The following is a 14,618-nucleotide window of genomic DNA, read 5'->3' on the forward strand; positions in this document are numbered from 1 at the left end:
CCCCCTCTGACTTCACGTGACGCCGGCCGACGCCGTGATCGGCCGGCACACGGATTCGTTCGCCGGTTGCGGACGGCCGGTTACGGACGCTCGACCGCGAGCGCGACACCCATCCCGCCGCCGATGCACAGCGACGCCAGCCCGCGCTTCGCGTCGCGTTTCTGCATCTCGTGCAGCAGCGTCACCAGGATCCGGCAGCCCGACGCGCCGATCGGGTGGCCGATCGCGATCGCCCCGCCGTTCACGTTCACCTTCGACGTGTCCCAGCCCATCTGCTTGTGCACCGCCAGCGCCTGCGCCGCGAACGCCTCGTTGATCTCCATCAGGTCCAGGTCGCCCGGCGTCCAGCCCGCGCGCTCCAGGCACCGGCGCGATGCCGGCACCGGGCCCATCCCCATCACGCTCGGGTCCACGCCCGCGTTCGCGTATGCCTTGATCTTCGCCAGCGGCGTCAGACCCAGCGCCGCCGCCTTCTGCGCCGACATCACCAGCACCGCCGCCGCGCCGTCGTTCAGCCCCGACGCGTTCGCCGCCGTCACCGAGCCGTCCTTCGAGAACGCCGGCTTCAGCCCGGCCAGCGATTCCGCCGTCACGCCGTGACGCACGAATTCGTCGGTCGCGAACTGCAGCGGCTCGCCCTTGCGTTGCGGGATCGACACCGGCACGATCTCGTCGTCGAAACGGCCCGCCTTCTGCGCGGCTTCCGCCTTGTTCTGCGACAGCGCCGCGAACGCATCCTGCTCTTCGCGCGTGATCCCGTATTCCTTCGCGACGTTCTCCGCCGTGATGCCCATGTGGTACTGGTTGTACACGTCCCACAGGCCGTCGACGATCATCGTGTCGACCAGCTTCGCATCGCCCATCCGGAAGCCGTCGCGCGAGCCCGGCAGCACGTGCGGCGATGCGCTCATGTTCTCCTGGCCGCCGGCGATCACGATGTCCGCGTCGCCCGCGACGATCGCGTTCGCCGCCAGCATCACGGCCTTCAGGCCCGAGCCGCACACCTTGTTGATCGTCATCCCCGGCACTGCCGTCGGCAGCCCGGCCTTGATCAGCGACTGCCGCGCCGGGTTCTGCCCGGAACCGGCCGTCAGCACCTGGCCCATGATCACTTCGCTCACCTGCTCGGGCTTCACGCCCGCGCGCTCCAGCACCGCGCGGATCACCGTCGCGCCCAGTTCGGGCGCCGCAATCTTCGCAAGCGAACCGCCGAATTTGCCGACCGCGGTCCGCGCGGCCGATACGATCACTACGTCCGTCATTTCCCTTTCCTCCAGGCCCGCACGACACGGCGCATCGCTACCGGCCCTGTTAAAAAAACTGCGGTGCATCGGACAGCGTGCGCCGCTGCCCGTCTTTCGTCAATCGCGCTGCAATACGTACCGGCCCGGCGCCGGCTCGATTACCGGGAACTGTGCGGAACCCGGCTGGGCGGGCGGCGCCACCTTGCGGCCGCCGTACTGGTCGAGCCACTCGACCCAGGTCGTCCACCAGCTTCCCGGCTGCTCGGCCGCACCGGCAAACCAGTCGTCCGCCGATTCGGGCAGGTCGCCGTCGTTGATCCAGTAGCTGCGCTTCTTCTTCGCCGGCGGATTGATCACGCCCGCGATGTGCCCCGACGCGCCGAGCACGAACTTCAGCGGGCCCGACAGGATCGACGTCGACGCGTAGGCCGTCTGCCACGGCACGATGTGATCCTCGCGCGAGCCGTAGATGAAGGTCGGCACGTCGATCAGCGTCAGGTCGACCGACTCGCCGCACACGGTCAACGCGCCCGGCTCGCGCAGCTTGTTTTCGAGATAGGTATGGCGCAGATACCACGCGTACATCGGGCCCGGCAGGCTCGTCGAATCGCCGTTCCAGTACAGCAGGTCGAACGGCGCCGGCGTGCGGCCCTTCAGGTAGTTGTCGACGACGTAGTTCCACACGAGGTCGTTCGGCCGCAGGAACGAGAACGTGTTCGCGAACTCGACGCCGCGCATCAGCCCCGGCTGAGTGCCATTTTTGCCGCCGATGGTCTGCTCGCGCATCTGCACGTGCGCCTCGTCGACGAACACGTCGAGGATGCCGGTGTCGCTGAAGTCGAGCATCGCGGTGAGCAGCGTCATCGACGCGACCGGATGTTCGCCGCGCGCGGCCAGCACCGCGAGCGCAGTCGCGAGCATCGTACCGCCCACGCAGAAGCCGAGCGTATTGATCTGCTCGCGGCCGCTCACCTGCTGCACGGCGTCGATCGCCGCGAGCAGCCCTTCGTTCATGTAGTCGTCCCACGTCTTGTGCGCGACCGACGCGTCCGCGTTGCGCCACGATACGAGGAACACCTGATGGCCGTTCGACAGCGCATGCGCGACGAGCGAATTCTCGGGCTGCAGGTCGAGGATATAGAACTTGTTGATGCACGGCGGGACGATCAGAAGCGGCCGCTCGAACACCTTGTCCGTCTTCGGCGTGTACTGGATCAGCTGGATCAGGTCGTTCTCGTAGACGACCGCACCTTCAGTACACCCGAGGTTCTTGCCGACCACGAACTGCGATTCGTCGGTCTGCGAAATCTTGCCGCGCTGCAGGTCGCCGAGCAGGTTCATCATCCCCTGCCGCAGGCTTTCGCCCTGCGTCTCGAGGATCGATTTCTGTGCGTCGGGATTGAGTGCGAGGAAGTTGCTCGGCGCGGCGGCGGCCGTCCACTGCTGGACCGTGAAACGAATGCGCTCGCGCGTCTTCGGATCGGTCTGAAGCGCGTCGGCCAGTTCCTGCAGATAGCGCGCGTTGAGCAGATACCAGGCTGCCGCGAACGCGTGCGCCGGCGACGCCTTCCACGCATCGCCGCTGAAGCGGCGGTCCTTCAGTTCGGGCGACTCGAGCTTCGCGGCGGCGGCCTGCTGCATCAGTGCCATGCAATCGCGCGCGTAGTCGGCCTGCAACGCCTGGAGCCGCTCGGGTGGAATCGCGGCGGCCGGCAGCTTCAGCCCGGCGAACGGCGACGCCATCGCGCCGAAATCGGGCATCGACGGCACCTGGAACGGAAACGATGTCGGAAACTGGAATGTCGCGAACGGATTCGTCGCGGCTGACGCCGTTGCCGCGCGCGCCGGGTCCGCGAAGCCCCGCCACGCGTTCAACCACGACTCGAACATCTGCTGCATCGGCTGGGCGGCCGGATCGAAACCAATGCTGCCCGTGGAAGTGCCCGCCTGAGCGGACGTCGACGATTTTTTCGATGCTGTCATTACCTGCCTTACCGGTGATTCGTGAGCGTCTATCGTGAAATCCTGCTCGCGCGCGGCGTGCCGGCTGCGAGCCGGGCCGTCATGCTCTGGAGAGGCGTCTCCAGATTCTGCCGCAGTGCGGTATTTTTATCATTATCGTTTTCCCCATGTGAAGCGTTGGATCAAAGCAGCGTCCCGCTCACCGTTATACCTCGAGATAATCCGCGCAAAACAGACGGGACAAGGCTTTCGACGAACCCGGAGCATTTTGATTCGCTTGACTTCACATATTTTCTTTTGACTGCGGACGCCGCGGCGCAACGCCGCGCAAATATCGAGATAAACCGATTCCGCATTGCAGCAGGCCCGTGCGCACACACCGTGTCAGTCGGCCAGCCAGATCGCCGCCGCCATGCGGCCCGTCACGCGGTCGCGCCGGTACGAATAGAAGCGCGAACGCTCGGCGACCGTGCACGCGCCGCCGCCGCTCACGTGCGCAACACCCGCACGCGCAAGACGCAAGCGCGCGAGCGCGTAGAGATCGGCCAGGAACTTGCCGGGCGCGCCATCGATCGCGACGAACGCAAGCCGGGTTTCATCATGCTCCGACTGCGGGGCCGTGTCGAGAAACGCGTCGCGCACGTCGGCGCCGACCTCGAACGCCCGCGGGCCGATCGCCGGCCCGAGGAACGCGTGCAGGCCATCCGTCGCGCCGCCGGCAAGCGCCGCGACCCGCGCCGCCGTCTGCTCGACGATGCCGGCCGCCAGGCCGCGCCAGCCCGCATGCGCGGCGCCGACGGCGCGACCCTGCGTGTCGCACAGCAGCACGGGCAGGCAATCCGCGACCATCACGACGCATACCGCATTCGCGCGATCGGTCACGCTCGCGTCGGCCTGCGCCGGCGCCGCGGATCCGGAATCGGCTGCGATCACCTCGTCCGCGCGCACGATCTGCACGCCGTGAACCTGCTCGAGCCACGCGGCGCTCGACTGGCCAGCCAGCGCGAGCAAGCGCGCGCGATTCCCGGCGACATGAGCCGGATCGTCACCGGTATGCAGGCCGAGATTCATCCCGCCCGGCAGCGCTTCCACGCCCTGCCAGCGCCCGTACGGGCCTTCGCTCACCCCGCCGTCGCGCGTCGTGATCAGCGCGCGCACGCGCGGCGACACCTGCCAGTCGGGCTGTACGCAGTCCTGCCACGTCAACGGCGCCAGGTTCGTCATCGGCACTCACTCCTCCTCGTCGTCCAGGTACGGCTCATCGTCGTGATACTCGCCGCCGAAATCGTCATCGTCGTAGACACCGTCATCGTCGTCGAATTCCTCGTCGCCCTGCCCGAAGCCGAGCGCCGCGACGAGGGCGTTCATGTCGTCCGGCAGCGGGCAGCGCCATTGCATCGCCTTGCCCGTGACCGGGTGCACGAGACCGAGCCGCCATGCATGCAGCGCCTGTCGCGCGAAACCGTCCGGCAACGGCGCGACCGAGCGCTTGCCCCGCGCGCGCCCGTACACGGGGTCACCGAGCAGCGGGTGCCCGGCATGCGCGCAGTGCACGCGGATCTGGTGCGTGCGACCGGTCTCGAGATCGCACTGGATCGCCGAAACCGGCTGACGTTGCCACAGGCATGTGTCAACCGTGCGGAAATGCGTGCGCGCGGGCTTGCCCGATGCGCCGGTGACGACGGCCATGCGCGTGCGTTCGCGCGGATCGCGGCCGATCGGCGCATCGATCGTGCCCTCCTCGGGCATCGTGCCCCACACGAGCGCGAAATAGCGGCGCTTCACCGTGCGGGCCTGCAGCTGCCGCACGAGGTCCGTCTGCGCGGCCAGCGTACGCGCCACCACCATCAGGCCCGACGTCTCCTTGTCGAGCCGGTGGACGATCCCCGCGCGCGGCAGGCCGGCCGCCGCGTCGCCATAGCGATGCAGCAGCCCGTTGAGGATCGTGCCGCTCCAGTTGCCGGCGGCCGGATGCACGACGAGGCCGGCCGGCTTGTTGATGACGACGAGCGCGTCGTCCTCGTAGATCACGTCGAGCGGCACCGGCTCCGCCGTGAAGGCGAGCTGCTCGGGGAGCAGGTCGGGCACCAGCTCGATCTTGGCGCCGAGCGGCACCGGCTGGCGGATCTTCGCCGGCGCGCCGTCGACGAGCACGCGCTGCGCCTCGATCCAGCTCTGCAGGCGGCTGCGCGAGAATTCGGGGAACAGTTGGGCGAGCGCCTTGTCGAGGCGTTCACCCGCGAGCGACAGCGGCACTTCGACGACGCGCGGCGCGTCGTCGGCCGCCGCGGACGGCACGACGGGCGCCTGCATGGCGTCGCCGGCCAGATCGTCATCGAGGGAATCCCCCGACGCAGCGTCGGCGGGCCGATCGCTTGGGCTATAATCTTCGCGATTTGGTGTGCCCGGCTGGGCATTCTGCGAACTTGAACGGGTCATTTAGACTGGGTCACCGAGACTTGAAGCTAGGACATGCGAGCATGATGAATTCGACCAAACGCACGGCCAGAACCGTCGCCGCCCGGGCTGCGGCGGTAGCGGCCGCGGCCCTCATCGCCGGCTGCCACGGCTTGCCGCAGAAGCAGGACGAGACGGCTACCTGGTCGAACAACAAATTATACTCAGAGGCCCAGGACGCGCTGTCCGGCGGCGACTGGGGCAAGTGCGCGAAATATTTCGAATCGCTGCAAGGTCGCGATCCGTTCGGCCACTTCGCGCAGCAGGCGCAGATCAACGTTGCGTACTGCAACTGGAAGGACAACGAAGCGGCCGCCGCCGACCAGGCCGTCGATCGCTTCATCCAGCTCCACCCGGATCATCCGGATATCCCGTACGCGTACTACCTGAAGGGGATGATCCACTTCAACGACGATCTCGGCCTGTTCGGCCGGTTCTCCGGCCAGGACATGAGCGAGCGCGATCCGCAGGCACTGCGCGAATCGTACGATGCGTTCAAGGTCGTCGTCGACCGCTTCCCGAAGAGCAAGTACGCGCCCGACGCCGCCGCGCGGATGCGCTACATCGTCAACGCCCTCGCATCGCACGAAGTGCACGCGGCCGACTATTACTACCGGCGCGGCGCCTACGTGGCGGCCATCAACCGTGCGCAGCTCGCGATCAAGGACTACAAGGGCGCGCCGGCGATCGAGGACGCGCTGCACATCATGATCCTGTCCTACGGCAAGCTGAACCAGCCGCAACTTGCCGAGGACACGAAGCGCGTGCTCGCAGGCACGTTCCCCGACAGCCCGTACGTCACGGGCCACTCGCGCCCCGGCGCGAAGAAGTCGTGGTGGCAGTTCTGAGCCGCCGCTGCGCATGAAGCGACAAAAAACCCGGCCGATTGGCCGGGTTTTTCATTGGCGTCGCGCCGCTATGCCCGCTTCGCCGCACGCTGCTCGTCGAAGAAGTCCTGGACGACCGCGATCTCGCGAGTCCGCTTGAACGGCGGCAGGCTCTGCCAGATCCGGCGCCCGTAGGGCTTGTCGACGAGCCGCGTATCGCAGATCATCAGCACGCCGCGGTCCGTCTCCGCGCGAATCAGCCGGCCCGCGCCCTGCTTCAGCGTGATCACGGCCTGCGGCAGCTGGTGCACGGCGAACGGGCTCAGCCCCTTCTTCGTCAGCGCATCGAGGCGCGCGGCGAGCACCGGATCGTCCGGCGGCGCGAACGGCAGCTTGTCGATCACGACGAGCGACAGCGCATCGCCGCGCACGTCGACGCCTTCCCAGAAACTCTGGCTGCCGACCAGGATCGCATTGCCGTATGCACGGAAACGGTCGAGCAGTTCGGTACGGCTCGCATCGCCCTGCACGAGCAGCGGCGTGTTCCAGCCGCGCGATTCGATCACGTCGCGCAGCTTCGACGCGATCCGGTCGACCGCGCGCAGCGTCGTGCACAGCATGAACACGCCGCCGCCGGACGCCTCGATCGCCGGCAGCGCGGCGTCGAAGACGGCATCGGTAAACGCCGGCGAAGACGGTTGCGGCAGGTTGCGCGGCACGTACAGCAGCCCTTGCGACTGGTAGTCGAACGGGCTCGCGAGCGTCATCGAGCGACGCGAGCTGAGGCCCATCTGTGCCGCGTAGTGCGTGAAATCGCCGCGCACCGACAGCGTGGCCGACGTGAACACCCATGCACGCGGCACACCCGCGCGCTGCTTCGCAAAGATCGGCGCGACCGACAGCGGCGTTTCGTGCAGCTGGACCGTATGCGCGAACACTTCGACCCAGCGCACCTTCTCGTTCGGATCGCCGTCGGATGCCGCCTTGTCGCCGGCCGCCGCCGCGTCGGCCTTCGCGGCCGCCTCCGTCGCGCCGGGCGCGACCCAGCCGGCCAGCAGGTCCTGCAGTTCGCGTGCGCGCCGCAGGCACGCGCCGAGCGATTCCGCCCGTTCGGCCTGGCCGGCAAGCGCCGACGCAAGCGCGTCGAGCGCGGCCTCGAGCGCGTCGAGCGCGCCGAACATCGGGTGATCGTCGCCGAGCTGGGCGAGCGACATCCGGACGATCTGGTCGTTCGCGAACGCCAGGCGCAAGTCGCGCGCCGCGCGCTCGAGATCGCCGCCGAGCTTCACCCATTCGACCGCGTCGCGGGCATGGCTCAGGCCTTCAGCTACCGTGTCGCGTGCGAGTTCGAGAATCTGCGTCGTCGACAGCGTCTCGCCGAAGAACAGCGTCGCCGTTTCCGGCAACTGGTGCGCTTCGTCGAAGATGACCGTGTTCGCGTTCGGCAGCAGCTCGGCCATCCCCGTGTCGCGCAGCATGATGTCCGCAAAGAACAGGTGGTGGTTGACGACGACGACGTCGGCCTGCTGCGCCTCGCGCCGCGCCTGCATCACGAAGCATTCCTTGTAATGCGGGCATTCCTGGCCAAGGCAGTTGTCGCGCGTCGACGTGACCATCGACCACACGGGCGCCGTTTCCGGCACGCTCGCGAGCTCGGCCTTGTCGCCGCTCTTCGTGATCTTCGCGAAACGGACGATTTCCTGCAGATAGGCCGTATCCTGCCGCGACGGCAGCCGGCCGTTGTCGGCCGTGCGTTGCAGGTAGTAGTGGCACAGGTAGTTTGCGCGCCCCTTGAGCATCGCGACCGACACCGGCACCGCCAGCGCGTTGCGCACGGTCGGGATGTCGCGCTGGAACAGCTGGTCCTGCAGGTGTTTCGTGCCGGTCGACACGATCACCTTGCCGCCCCACAGCATCGCGGGCACGAGGTACGCATAGGTCTTGCCCGTCCCCGTGCCGGCCTCGACGATCAGCGTGTTGTCGGCCGCGTCGTTATCGGATTCAGCGGGCGTGGCGGTACCCTCCGCGCCCGGCTCGGCCGCCTTGTCGCCGTCGCCCAGGCGCCGCGCCGGCCGCTTGCGGGTTTCGAAGATCTCGGGCTCGGGCATCCGGCGAGCGGACGCTTCCATCGCGGACGCGACGGCGCGCGCCATCTCGATCTGTGATGTACGCGGCCGATAGCCGTCGAGCGCGCGCGCCAGCAATCCGCCCTCGCCGAAGATCGTGTCGAGTTCGTCGACGCGCTTGCGGCTCAGTTCAAAGGTGCCTTCGGGCGCACGAGCGCGCCCGGCGGACGACACGTCGCGCCGGTCATCGGGGGTGGCTTCAAGCGGTGAATTCAAGGCAAGCGTTCCTGTGTCCAGCGCCCGGGCGGCGCCGGCGCTTGCCAGGCCGCGCTCAGGCGCGCTTATCCGGTTCCAGCTGCGATTGCAGCAAAATGATTTTGTCCTTGGCCGCCAGCTTTTCCTTCTTCAGCCGGTGCAGCGTGATGTCGTCGATGTCGGAGTGTCCTTCCTTCAGCTCGATCTCCCGAGCGAGCTGCTGGTGCTGCTCCTGCAATGCAGCCAAACGGTTGTGCAATTCCTGCTGCTGTTCCGTGTGACGGTTTTGCATATTTGCCTCCTCATCGAAGCAGCGCGCCGGCTGGCGTGCCAGCGCGCACGAGACTGATTCCGGATCAATCCAACACGTTACTGCCCCTGCTGTTGCTTCTGCTGCGCCTTTTCGGTCGCTTCCTTCTGACGCCGCTCGACATCGGCCCGGTGCTGCGCGGCTTCCTTCTGCTTCTGCTCGTAGCGCGCGGCGTTGTCCGCCCGCTCCTGCGCCTTCTGCGCGGCCTGCTGGTGCGCCTGGTCGAGCTTGCGCTGGAAGTCGCCCTGCTTCTGGTCGTACGCCTGCTTGTTCGCCGCGCGCTGCGGCCCTTCCGCGCCGCGCTGCGCCTGCTTCAACGCATTCTGCTCCTGCTTGTCGCGGAACGCAGCGGCGTTTGCCGCGTCGTTCGCCGCGCGCTGCGGCGCTTCCGCCGCCTCCTGCGCCTGCTTCAGCGCCTGCGCTGCTGGTCGCGCTGCTGTGCGCGCACCGCCCGCTGCTCGTCGTTGAGCGCGAGCTGCTCCTGGCGGATGCTCGCCCGCTCGTCGCGCATCTGGTCACGCGCCTTGCCGAGACAGTGATTGACGAAGAACTTGCTGTAGCAATCGTGCTCGGCCACCGCATAACGATAATCGTTTTCTGCGGAGCGTTGATTGAGCACTTTTTGACGGGCGTCGAAGTCGTGCGTGGTCGAGGCCGGGACGGGCGCGGCCGCGTCGGCGGCCGATGCCGCGATGGCGGACGCCTGCGCATGCGCGCCGGCCGCCCCGAGGGACAAAGCCGCGGCGAGCGCTGCGCCGAGCGCGACGAGAGAAATTCGGGAAGTTGGCAACGTCGTAGGAAAGCTGCGGGACATGTGTCAAATTCTATCACCCCCGGCTGGACGCTCCGCCATTTATGGCAAAATGCCCCGCTTCACTCACCCGCGGCATCTGGTTCGGCGGGCTCGCCGCGAGCGGCCCGCCAGGCGGGCCTCACCGGCCCGCGCCGCGATTTCAGCAGGCAGATCATCCACGACATGACGGAAACCGTAGCACTCAAGATCGTACAGCGCATCGCCACCGAACTGTCCGTCCAGCCGCGCCAGGTCGCGGCGGCCGTGCAACTCCTCGACGAAGGCTCGACCGTTCCGTTCATTGCCCGGTACCGCAAGGAAGTGACCGGCAACCTGGACGACACGCAGCTGCGCCAGCTCGAGGAACGCCTCCTGTATCTGCGCGAGCTCGAGGATCGCCGCGCGGCGATCCTGTCGAGCATCGACGAACAGGGCAAGCTGACCGACGAGCTGCGCGCCGCGATCGACGCGGCCGACAGCAAGCAGGTGCTCGAAGACCTTTATCTGCCGTACAAGCCGAAACGCCGCACGCGTGCGCAGATCGCGCGCGAGGCCGGCCTCGAGCCGCTCGCGCAGGCCCTGCTCGCGAACCCGCTGCTCGACCCGCAGGCCGAGGCGGCCGCGTACGTCGACGCCGACAAGGGCGTTGCCGACGTGAAGGCCGCGCTCGACGGCGCGCGCGACATCCTGTCCGAACAGTTCGGCGAAACGGCCGAGCTGCTCGGCAAGCTGCGCGACTACCTGCACAGCCAGGGCGTCGTGTCGTCGGCTGTCGTCGAGGGCAAGGAAAACGAGGAAGGCGAGAAATTCCGCGACTACTACGACTACGCGGAAACGATCAGGACCGTGCCGTCGCACCGCGCCCTCGCGCTGTTCCGCGGCCGCAACGCGGGCGTGCTGACGATCAAGCTCGGCCTCGGTGAAGAGCTCGACGCGCAGGTGCCGCATCCCGGCGAGGCGATGATCGCGCGCCATTTCGGCATCGCGAACCAGAACCGCCCGGCCGACAAATGGCTGTCGGATGTCTGCCGCTGGTGCTGGCGCGTGAAAGTGCAGCCGCACATCGAGAATGAACTCCTCACGCAGCTGCGCGAAACGGCCGAAACCGAAGCGATCCGCGTGTTCGCGCGCAACCTGAACGACCTGCTGCTCGCCGCGCCGGCCGGCCCGAAGGCCGTGATCGGTCTCGACCCCGGCCTGCGCACGGGCGTGAAGGTCGCGGTCGTCGACCGCACCGGCAAGGTGCTCGCGACCGACACGATCTACCCGCACGAGCCGCGCCGCGACTGGGACGGCTCGATCGCGAAACTCGCGCGCATCGCCGCGCAGACGCAGGCCGAGCTGATCAGCATCGGCAACGGCACCGCATCGCGCGAAACCGACAAGCTCGCGAGCGAGCTGATCGCGAAACACCCGGAGCTGCGCCTGCAGAAAATCGTCGTGTCGGAAGCCGGTGCGTCGGTCTACTCGGCGTCCGAACTCGCGGCGAAGGAATTCCCCGACATGGACGTGTCGCTGCGCGGCGCCGTGTCGATCGCGCGCCGCCTGCAGGACCCGCTCGCCGAGCTCGTGAAGATCGAGCCGAAGGCGATCGGCGTCGGCCAGTACCAGCACGACGTGAACCAGCGTGAACTCGCCCGCTCGCTCGACGCGGTCGTCGAGGATTGCGTGAACGCGGTCGGCGTCGACGCGAACACCGCGTCGGCCGCGCTGCTCGCGCGCGTGTCGGGCCTGAACGCGACGCTCGCGCGCAACATCGTCGATTACCGCGACGCAAACGGCCCGTTCCCGTCGCGCGAGCACCTGCGCAAGGTGCCGCGCCTCGGCGACAAGACCTTCGAGCAGGCCGCCGGCTTTCTGCGCATCAACGGCGGCGAGAATCCGCTCGACCGCTCGTCGGTGCACCCGGAAGCGTATCCGGTCGTCGAGCGGATCCTCGCGAAGATCAGCAAGCGCATCGACGACGTGCTCGGCAACCGCGACGCGCTGGCGGGCCTGTCCCCGACGGAATTTGTCGACGAACGTTTCGGCCTGCCGACCGTGCGCGACATCCTGTCCGAACTGGAGAAACCGGGCCGCGATCCGCGTCCGGAGTTCAAGACCGCGACGTTCCGCGAAGGCGTCGAGAAGGTGTCGGATCTCGTGCCGGGCATGACGCTCGAAGGCGTCGTGACGAACGTCGCCGCGTTCGGGGCGTTCGTGGATATCGGCGTTCACCAGGACGGGCTCGTCCACGTGTCCGCGATGTCGACGAAGTTCATCAAGGACCCGCACGAAGTCGTGAAGGCCGGCCAGGTCGTCAAGGTGAAGGTGCTCGACGTCGACGTGAAACGCCAGCGGATCGCACTGACGATGCGCCTCGACGACGATGCGACCCCGGGCAACGCGGCGCGCGGCGGCCAGGATCGCGGCGGCGCAAGCCGGGGCGGCCAGGCGCGTCCGCCCCGTTCGCGCGAGCCGGAACCGGCCGGCGCAATGGCCGCGGCGTTCGCGAAGCTGAAGCGCTGAGCGCGAGCGTTCCACAAAAGGAAAAGCCCCGCTGGTTCGGCGGGGCTTTTTTTCGTTTCGGCGCGGCCAACACGGGGCGTGCGCCCCGCAGCCGTCAGATCTCGATCTTCGTGCCGAGCTCGACCACGCGGTTCGCCGGAATCGAGAAGAAGTCGGTCGGCTTCGCCGCGTTCTGGTGCATCCACGCGAACACGCGCTCGCGCCAGATCGACATCCCGGGCAGATGCGTCGGCACGACCGTTTCGCGCGCGAGGAAGAACGACGTGTCCATCAGTTCGAACGTCATGTCGTGCGTGCGGCCGAATTCCTCGAGCACGGCCTTCACGTCCGGCGTCTCGTTGAAGCCGTACTCGGCCTTCACGATGTACAGCCCGCCGCCCGCATCACGCGCGGTCTGGCGCTTGTCGTCGCGCACGTAGGGAAAATCGCGCGTCACGAACGTGAGGAAAATGGTTCGCTCATGCAGCACCTTGTTGTGTTTCAGGTTGTGCAGCAGGCTGACAGGCACGAGCTTGTCGTTGCCGGTCAGGTAGATCGCGGTGCCCGACACACGATGCGGCGGATGCGCGAGCAGGCCCTGCAGGAACGGCTCGAGCGGAATACCGTCGGCGGCCGTGCGCTCCTTGACGATGTGACGCCCCTTGTACCAGGTCATCAGCAGGAAGAACAGCAGCGCGCCGATGCCGAGCGGCAGCCAGCCGCCCTGCGCAACCTTCAGCAGGTTCGCGCCGAAGAAACCGAGGTCGACCGCGAGGAACACGGCGATGATCGCGCCGACCAGCAGCCGGTTCCAGTTCCACACCTTCACCATCACGACCGCGGCAAGCACGGTCGTGATCACCATCGTCGCCGTCACCGCGATGCCGTACGCGGCCGCGAGGTTGTCGGAGCTCTTGAAGCCGACGACGATGCAGAGGATCACGAACAGCAGCAGCCAGTTCACGACCGGCACGTAGATCTGGCCGATCGCCAGTTCCGACGTATGCAGCACCTTCATGCGCGGCACGTAGCCGAGCTGGATGGCCTGCGACGTCAGCGAATACGCGCCCGAGATCACCGCCTGCGACGCGATCACGGTCGCGACCGTCGACAGCACGACGAGCGGCAGCAGTCCCCATTCGGGTGCCAGCAGGAAGAACGGGTTCTCGATCGCCTTCGGGTTCTGGATCAGCAGCGCGCCCTGGCCGAAGTAGTTCAGCACGAGCGACGGCATCACGAGCCCGTACGCGGCGATGCGGATCGGCTTCGCGCCGAAGTGGCCCATGTCCGCGTAGAGCGCTTCCGCACCGGTCAGCACCAGCACGACCGAGCCGAGCACCACGTACGCCTGCAGCAGGTGATCGGCCATGAACGACGCCGCGTAATACGGGTTGATGGCCGCCATGATGCCCGGTACACGCACGATGTGGTACACGCCGAGCGCCGCGATCACGACGAACCACAGCACCATGATCGGGCCGAACAGCTTGCCGACCAGTGCGGTGCCATGGCGCTGGATCCAGAACAGCGCGATCAGGATCACGATCGTGATCGGCAGCACGAGATGGGACAGGTGCGGCGTCGCGATTTCGAGACCTTCGACCGCCGACATCACCGAGATCGCCGGCGTGATCACCGCGTCCCCGTAGAACATGCACGCGCCGAAAATCCCGAGCGCCATCAGCGCGCCCGCGACGCGGGTCTTCGAGTCGAGCGGCCGCAACGACAGCGCCATCAGCGCGAGCACGCCGCCTTCGCCGTTGTTGTCCGCCCGCATCACGAACAGCAGGTACTTGATGCCGACCACCAGGACGATTGCCCAGAACAGCAGCGAGATCACACCGAGAATCGATCCTTCGGTGAGCGGAATACCGTGTGCGGGGCTGAACGCCTCCTTGAGCGAATACAGCGGGCTGGTGCCGATGTCGCCGAACACGACGCCGATGGCTGCTATCGCTAGCGCCCGCATCGAGTGTTGTTGCGTCGACGAATGCGGCGCGTGAATCGCGTCGGTCGCGTGGATCGTGTCGTTCATATGAAGCGTAATAATCGGGTCCGGGTCGGACAAAACGAGCGCTATTCTACTCGCGCGGGGGTCGAATGCCGTCCTGTCCTGTTGCCGCGAAGCCACGAGGCCCACTGCGCCGATGCAACGCGGCGCGAGCTGTGGCAGGGAGGCCATCATAGCCGTGACGTCGGCGGTTGCCTACCCGGGCC

9 protein-coding genes and 1 pseudogene are annotated in these 14,618 nt (G+C 67.3%); 2 read left to right on the forward strand and 8 right to left on the reverse strand.

Translation table 11 applies throughout. The annotated features are described in order from the left end of the window. Window positions 1-80: 80 nt before the first annotated feature. The 4 genes from WT26_RS12635 to WT26_RS12650 all read right to left on the reverse strand — a co-directional run bounded on the left by WT26_RS12635 (window position 81) and on the right by WT26_RS12650 (window position 5,645). Window positions 81-1,262, reverse strand: coding sequence for an acetyl-CoA C-acetyltransferase (locus WT26_RS12635; protein ID WP_069273025.1), 1,182 nt, complete (start codon window positions 1,260-1,262; stop codon window positions 81-83). Between the two features lie 99 nt (window positions 1,263-1,361). Then, window positions 1,362-3,227, reverse strand: a complete 1,866-nt coding sequence (locus WT26_RS12640) for a PHA/PHB synthase family protein (RefSeq protein WP_069273026.1) — start codon at window positions 3,225-3,227, stop codon at window positions 1,362-1,364. A gap of 363 nt (window positions 3,228-3,590) precedes the next feature. Further along, window positions 3,591-4,430, reverse strand: a complete 840-nt coding sequence (gene pgeF / locus WT26_RS12645) for a peptidoglycan editing factor PgeF (RefSeq protein ID WP_069273754.1) — start codon at window positions 4,428-4,430, stop codon at window positions 3,591-3,593. Window positions 4,431-4,436: 6 nt separating this feature from the next. Next, the gene (locus WT26_RS12650; RefSeq protein WP_059532849.1) at window positions 4,437-5,645 is read right to left on the reverse strand and encodes an RluA family pseudouridine synthase; all 1,209 of its coding nucleotides are present in this window, start codon (window positions 5,643-5,645) and stop codon (window positions 4,437-4,439) included. Between the two features lie 41 nt (window positions 5,646-5,686). Between WT26_RS12650 and WT26_RS12655 the strand changes: the two genes are divergently transcribed. Continuing rightward, on the forward strand, window positions 5,687-6,511 hold the full coding sequence (locus WT26_RS12655; RefSeq protein ID WP_021163132.1) for an outer membrane protein assembly factor BamD: 825 nt from the start codon (window positions 5,687-5,689) through the stop codon (window positions 6,509-6,511). Window positions 6,512-6,579: 68 nt separating this feature from the next. On the opposite strand, the gene WT26_RS12660 is transcribed toward WT26_RS12655, so the two are convergent. From WT26_RS12660 to WT26_RS12670, 3 genes and pseudogenes are all read right to left on the reverse strand, one after another. Continuing rightward, window positions 6,580-8,832 carry an ATP-dependent DNA helicase gene (locus WT26_RS12660; RefSeq protein ID WP_069273027.1) on the reverse strand — a complete coding sequence of 751 codons (2,253 nt, stop codon included), beginning with the start codon at window positions 8,830-8,832 and terminating at the stop codon, window positions 6,580-6,582. A 55-nt stretch (window positions 8,833-8,887) separates the two neighbouring features. Continuing rightward, window positions 8,888-9,103, reverse strand: coding sequence for a YdcH family protein (locus WT26_RS12665; protein ID WP_006478692.1), 216 nt, complete (start codon window positions 9,101-9,103; stop codon window positions 8,888-8,890). Window positions 9,104-9,180: 77 nt separating this feature from the next. After that, window positions 9,181-9,935, reverse strand: a pseudogene (locus WT26_RS12670) (hypothetical protein). Between the two features lie 162 nt (window positions 9,936-10,097). Here WT26_RS12670 and WT26_RS12675 point away from each other — a divergent pair. After that, complete coding sequence (locus WT26_RS12675; protein ID WP_069273028.1) at window positions 10,098-12,422, forward strand: Tex family protein; 2,325 nt, start codon at window positions 10,098-10,100, stop codon at window positions 12,420-12,422. Between the two features lie 94 nt (window positions 12,423-12,516). Here WT26_RS12675 and WT26_RS12680 read toward each other — a convergent pair whose 3' ends face one another. Beyond that, on the reverse strand, window positions 12,517-14,436 hold the full coding sequence (locus WT26_RS12680; protein ID WP_069273029.1) for a potassium transporter Kup: 1,920 nt from the start codon (window positions 14,434-14,436) through the stop codon (window positions 12,517-12,519). Window positions 14,437-14,618: the final 182 nt, after the last annotated feature.

Origin of the sequence: Burkholderia cepacia (assembly GCF_001718835.1) — a bacterium.
Lineage (GTDB): Bacteria > Pseudomonadota > Gammaproteobacteria > Burkholderiales > Burkholderiaceae > Burkholderia > Burkholderia cepacia_F.

What these genes read in the sequence shown, in the direction of transcription:
- pgeF (WP_069273754.1), bottom strand. Translation starts at nt 4,430, where the DNA reads ATGACGAACCTGGCGCCGTTGACGTGGCAGGACTGCGTACAGCCCGAC.
- WT26_RS12650 (WP_059532849.1), bottom strand. Translation starts at nt 5,645, where the DNA reads ATGACCCGTTCAAGTTCGCAGAATGCCCAGCCGGGCACACCAAATCGC.
- WT26_RS12665 (WP_006478692.1), bottom strand. Translation starts at nt 9,103, where the DNA reads ATGCAAAACCGTCACACGGAACAGCAGCAGGAATTGCACAACCGTTTG.
- WT26_RS12635 (WP_069273025.1), bottom strand. Translation starts at nt 1,262, where the DNA reads ATGACGGACGTAGTGATCGTATCGGCCGCGCGGACCGCGGTCGGCAAA.
- WT26_RS12655 (WP_021163132.1), top strand. Translation starts at nt 5,687, where the DNA reads ATGATGAATTCGACCAAACGCACGGCCAGAACCGTCGCCGCCCGGGCT.
- WT26_RS12640 (WP_069273026.1), bottom strand. Translation starts at nt 3,227, where the DNA reads ATGACAGCATCGAAAAAATCGTCGACGTCCGCTCAGGCGGGCACTTCC.
- WT26_RS12680 (WP_069273029.1), bottom strand. Translation starts at nt 14,436, where the DNA reads ATGAACGACACGATCCACGCGACCGACGCGATTCACGCGCCGCATTCG.
- WT26_RS12675 (WP_069273028.1), top strand. Translation starts at nt 10,098, where the DNA reads ATGACGGAAACCGTAGCACTCAAGATCGTACAGCGCATCGCCACCGAA.